This is a genomic window from uncultured Campylobacter sp., from assembly GCF_938017615.1.
In the GTDB taxonomy this organism is placed as follows: Bacteria; Campylobacterota; Campylobacteria; order Campylobacterales; family Campylobacteraceae; genus Campylobacter_B.
In genome coordinates this window covers 1-4,508 of record NZ_CALIJA010000042.1, presented here as the reverse complement: position 1 = coordinate 4,508, position 4,508 = coordinate 1, and the positions used below count along the sequence as shown (strand labels likewise).

The 4,508-nt window shown below is 50.6% G+C and carries 5 protein-coding genes and 1 pseudogene; 3 read left to right on the top strand and 3 right to left on the bottom strand.

The genetic code is table 11. The annotated features are described in order from the left end of the window. The 3 genes and pseudogenes from Q0620_RS01770 to Q0620_RS01760 form a co-directional block, all read left to right on the top strand. Positions 1–371: pseudogene (locus Q0620_RS01770) on the top strand (hypothetical protein); the annotation flags it as partial. A gap of 57 nt (positions 372–428) precedes the next feature. Next, positions 429–1,058 carry a tetratricopeptide repeat protein gene (locus Q0620_RS01765; protein ID WP_298782965.1) on the top strand — a complete coding sequence of 210 codons (630 nt, stop codon included), beginning with the start codon at positions 429–431 and terminating at the stop codon, positions 1,056–1,058. A gap of 31 nt (positions 1,059–1,089) precedes the next feature. Then, positions 1,090–1,344 (top strand): hypothetical protein, encoded by a 255-nt coding sequence (locus Q0620_RS01760; RefSeq protein ID WP_298782964.1) that lies wholly within the window; start codon positions 1,090–1,092, stop codon positions 1,342–1,344. 265 nt (positions 1,345–1,609) lie between these two features. Here Q0620_RS01760 and Q0620_RS01755 read toward each other — a convergent pair whose 3' ends face one another. From Q0620_RS01755 to Q0620_RS01745, 3 genes are all read right to left on the bottom strand, one after another. Further along, a complete protein-coding gene (locus Q0620_RS01755) occupies positions 1,610–1,735 on the bottom strand; it encodes a pyrimidine dimer DNA glycosylase/endonuclease V (RefSeq protein WP_298782963.1) in 126 nt (41 codons plus the stop codon). 143 nt (positions 1,736–1,878) lie between these two features. Then, positions 1,879–2,985, bottom strand: a complete 1,107-nt coding sequence (locus tag Q0620_RS01750) for an alanine racemase (protein WP_298782962.1) — start codon at positions 2,983–2,985, stop codon at positions 1,879–1,881. A 609-nt stretch (positions 2,986–3,594) separates the two neighbouring features. Then, positions 3,595–4,308, bottom strand: a complete 714-nt coding sequence (locus Q0620_RS01745) for a vWA domain-containing protein (RefSeq protein WP_298782961.1) — start codon at positions 4,306–4,308, stop codon at positions 3,595–3,597. Positions 4,309–4,508 lie beyond the last annotated feature (200 nt).

Genomic DNA, 4,508 nt, shown 5'->3' with positions numbered 1-4,508 from the left:
GCGCAGCAGGGCTGCTGCGAGGGTGGATGCCTACATTTTTTGAGGACGAAAATTCCGCTTCCGCGAGTGATGGCGTAAATTCTGTAGACGAAAATTCTACGAGTGCAAGCTCTAACGGCTCAGAAAGCTCTGCTTCAAATTCCGCTTCCAGGGCGACTAAGGATTCCGCTGCGATGCAAAAGGATAAAATTTTATATATCCAAAAAAGCATCGGAGTGAAGCAGGATGGGATTTTTGGCGCACGCACTCTAAAAAAGGCGAGGGAGGTTTTGGATCAAAATTTAAGCAGCGTCGATGAAATTTACGAGGCTCTAAAAAGCAAAGAGCAGGCGAGAACGAACCCGAACTCTAGCGATCAAACTGCGCCTTAACGATAAATCCGCGCCTTAGGCTTGGCGGGCGATCTTAAAAAACCAAAAAGGATGAAAATGAAAAATAAAATTTTAATTTTAGCGCTCACCGCGGCGCTTGCCGCAAATTTCGCGCTAGCTGATTTCGTAGCCACCGCAGACGATATAAGTAGGGCTACGAAATCCTGCGATAAGGGCGATATGAAGTTGTGCGGGGCCTTGGCGCAGATTTATAATTATGGCTGGGGCGTGCCGCAAGATCTGCTAAAGGCTGCGCCGTTATACGTCAAAGCTTGCAAAGGCGGCGATGTGGAGTCGTGCGTAAATTTAGGCATTTTGTATCAAAGCGGAGAGGGGATGCCGCGCGATGAGGCGAAGGCGGCGGAGCTGTTTGACAAAGCCTGCGATGACGGGCATGCGATAGGCTGCAGTAACGCAGGCTCTGCGTATATCGGAGGCAAAGGCGTGCGCAAAGACGCTATAAAGGGCGTAGGTTACTATGTGCGCGGTTGCGATATGGATATCGTGGACAGCTGGCTTGCGTGCTTAAATTTAGCGCGTCTTTACGAGGGTGCAGATAATGCAAAAGCCGCGCAGTACTATAAAAAAGCCTGCGAGCTGGGCGGCAAGGATAGGTTTATGAGCTCGGTAACGGAGCATGAGCAGATATGGAAAAGCTCATGCGAAAGCTACGAGAGGCTTAAATAGCCGCGAAAACTTCCATCTTTAGGGCAAGATCATGACGCTAGCGCTAATCCGCCACGTTACGCCGCTGATCGATCGCGGCGTATGCGACGCCGCGGAAGCGGCACGGCGCGCGATCCTATATGATACTACGCAAAGCTTAGCTTTGTATCAAACCGATAAATTTAAAAGCAGCGCCGCATACGAAAAGCTTGCCGGCATAAGCCGAATATACTCCTCGCCGCTGCCGCGCGACGGCGCTAAATTTTTACCTTCTCCCACGGCTCGATTCCGCCGTCAACCTCTTTAAAAATGCTCGCGATTTCTATATTTTTTTCGCTTAAATTTCGCTCATAAGCCTTGATATCACGCGATTTTAGCTTCTCTTATAAAAAGGCGAATTCATACTCTATCTGCCCGTGAGTGACGGCTATTTTGGCTAAATTTCGCTCGTCAAATTCGCCCACCTTCGCTACGTCGAATTTATACCCGCGAGCGCAGGCCTGCGCATAAACCTCCGCTAGATACGCATTTATCGCCTCACACGCGTTTTCATGCGCGTAAAAGCGGTTAAGCTACGGGTGATTTTTGTAGCCCTTGGTAAGTCCCGCCAGCACGTTTTTGGCTAGCAGCGCCTCCCGCCAAAGTGCGACTAGCCCCTTTGCATCGAGATATTTAAAGCTTATCGTCCAAAGCCTCATTTTTACCTTTCGTTAAATTTCGTCGTCAAATTCGGCGCGCTTTGCGCCGCAGCCTGAGCGGCAATAAATTCGCGCCTTAAATTTGGTCGCGCCCTAGATTAGAGGCTAAATTTTATCTCGCCGCACCTTTAAAATTTACCCGCTCATTGCAGCTTGCCCCTGCATAGCACAGCGATCTTTTCTACGACCTCGCCGCCGCTAACGAGGTAGGCGAACTCGTGTAAATTTACGACGGGGCAGATATGGTTCGGATAAATTTCGAGCCGATCTCCCACGCGCACGGCGTCTCGCAGCGCTCTGTCGTAGATAATCGCATGCTCGTCGTAAACGCCATTTACCCACACCTCCGTACCCTTTATGCGCCCGAGCCCGGGCGTTGCCGTAAAGCCCTCGGTGCGCCTTTGCTGCGTGAGCCCCTTGGCGCCGACGTCGGTGATGATGCGATCCGCCGTAGGCCTGCTGATGACGGTCGTAAGGATACTCGCCGCGTTCATCGAATAATCGCCGTAAGCCTGCGCCTGCGAGGCGTCCATAAAGATATATGTGCCCGGGCGGATCTCGGTGACGCCCTTTAAAATTTCAAAATCGTTGATGAGCGAGGGCGTCGAGCCGATGCTAACGACGCGTGCAGGCAGAGCTAGCTCGCGCGCTATATCCGCAAACTCCAGCGTGCGGCGCTGCGCGGCTAGATGGATGCGCTCGCACTCGCTTTTATCGGCAGCCTTGTAGGAGTGGCCGTCGTGGGAGAACACGCCGCGGAATTCGATATTTTTGCAGCCTTTTAAAAATTTTATAAACGCCGCGAAATCCTGCTTTTCTACGAAGCCAGAGCGGTTTTCGCCCACTTCGATCTCGGCAAGCACGCAGGCCTTCGTGCCGCTGCGCTCAAAGGCGCACTCTATCAGGCTCGCCTGCTCTATGCTATCTGCGCCGAAGCTTAAGTTTATCCCTGCGCGCAAAAGCGCGATGATGCGCTGAAATTTCGGCTCGCCAACGATCTCGTTTGCGATAAATATATCTTTCAGCCCGTTTGCCGCCATGATCTCGGCTTTGCCCGTTTTGGCGACCGTGATGCCCGCAGCACCGAGGCTTTCTTGCAGCTTCGCGAAATAGGGCATTTTGTGCGTTTTGGTGTGCGGGCGCAGGCTCACGCCCGCGGCGTCTGCATAGCTTTGCATCTTTTGCAGATTGCGAAGCACGATTTCGCGATCAATCAGCAGCGCCGGCGTGTCGATCTCGGATACCCTCATAAGCTTCCTCCTAGTTAAATTTACGATTTTAATTCAGCCGAGCTTAGCAGATGTGCCCGTTTTGCAGCGCCTAAATTTTAAAATTTAGCGCCGCTTTCAAAGAGTAAAATTTACCTATCGCTTGCAAAAAGCGGAATTTGCGCGCTTCTCGCAAAATATGGAATTTGCGCGCCGTAAATTTGTCGCTGCTTGCGAAATAGCGGTTTGCTCGCTGCAAATCGGCGCCCTTCGCGAAGCGCCTGAATTTAGCGAGAAAATTTGCGTTTTCTTGCCGCAACAAAGCAGCGCCGGCAAAAGCAATAACGCGCGGCACATGAAAAAATCAAAATAAAATTCTAAAATGCGCTGAGTGAAAATCAATATGCGCGCCATATTGCTAGGCTCACTGAGTCTTCGGCTCCGCTTCACGCCGTTTTTATTTCTTGCGCGTCTATTTTTCTTGCGGCACATATTCGCGTTAAATTTTTCGGCGAGTGACCCGGCACACTATCTGTTTCCGCGCCGCCGCTCGTGTTTTTTACTAAAGCTCGTTTTGCGCCGTATATTTTCGCACTGCTACCAGTTTCCGCAGCGGCGCCTCATTTCTAGCGTGCCTCGCCTCGCGATTTACTATTTTTTGTCTTGTAGCACCTTATCGCGCCATTTCGAGTTTGCTTTATTATCGGTCGCTACGTCTTTGGATATCTCGGCTGCCGCTTCGAAATTTTTACTCACGCCCTCTTTGGAATTCTCGTATTTTAGGGCGTTTTCGCTTTTGATGCCGATGCTGCGTGCTTCGCTTGCGGCGTCGATATTAGCGCCTAAAAAGATAAACTCCCAGTCGTATTTTTCCTGCTTGTCGCTAATCATCTTCTTAATCTGCGCTTTGGAGTATTCGCGGCTTGAGTTTTCCTGCCCGTCGGTGATGATGACGAAAAGCACGCGATTGTTTTTGGCATAGATGTCGGGCACTCGCTCGATACGCGCTATCGTGCTGCCGACGGCGTCCAGTAGCGCGGTGTTGCCGCCGGCGTAGTACTCTTTGGACGTTAGGTTTTCGACCTTTTTAAGCGGCGTGCGATCATGGATGACGTTAAATTTCGTATCGAAAAGCACGGTCGTGACGCTGGCATCGATGCCCTCTTTGCGCTCCTTTTCTATCATCGAGTTAAATCCGCCGATCGTATCGCTCTCAAGCCCGCTCATCGAGCCTGATTTATCTAAGATCAGCACCAATTCCAGGTGATTTACGCCGTTTTTATGATTGGGCGGTGTGGCGAGCTCTACGCTTTTGGCAAACAATATGCCCGCAAGCGCGGCAACAAGAAGGATGATTTTTTTCATAGGGGCTCCTTTGTTAAAATTTCATTATTTTACTATTGTATCGCTTAAGCAATGAAATTTTATCGCTAAAGCTTCGCCGCACGCCTCTGCTGGGTAAATTTTAATACGAAATTTTGTTGCGGAATTTTAACGTATCTTTGCGCACGGCGCCGCAAAATTCCGCGCGATATAGAATTATGCGCGGCGCAGAATTTCACCGC

What these genes read in the sequence shown, in the direction of transcription:
- Q0620_RS01765 (WP_298782965.1), top strand. Translation starts at nt 429, where the DNA reads ATGAAAAATAAAATTTTAATTTTAGCGCTCACCGCGGCGCTTGCCGCA.
- Q0620_RS01760 (WP_298782964.1), top strand. Translation starts at nt 1,090, where the DNA reads ATGACGCTAGCGCTAATCCGCCACGTTACGCCGCTGATCGATCGCGGC.
- Q0620_RS01755 (WP_298782963.1), bottom strand. Translation starts at nt 1,735, where the DNA reads ATGAGGCTTTGGACGATAAGCTTTAAATATCTCGATGCAAAGGGGCTA.
- Q0620_RS01750 (WP_298782962.1), bottom strand. Translation starts at nt 2,985, where the DNA reads ATGAGGGTATCCGAGATCGACACGCCGGCGCTGCTGATTGATCGCGAA.
- Q0620_RS01745 (WP_298782961.1), bottom strand. Translation starts at nt 4,308, where the DNA reads ATGAAAAAAATCATCCTTCTTGTTGCCGCGCTTGCGGGCATATTGTTT.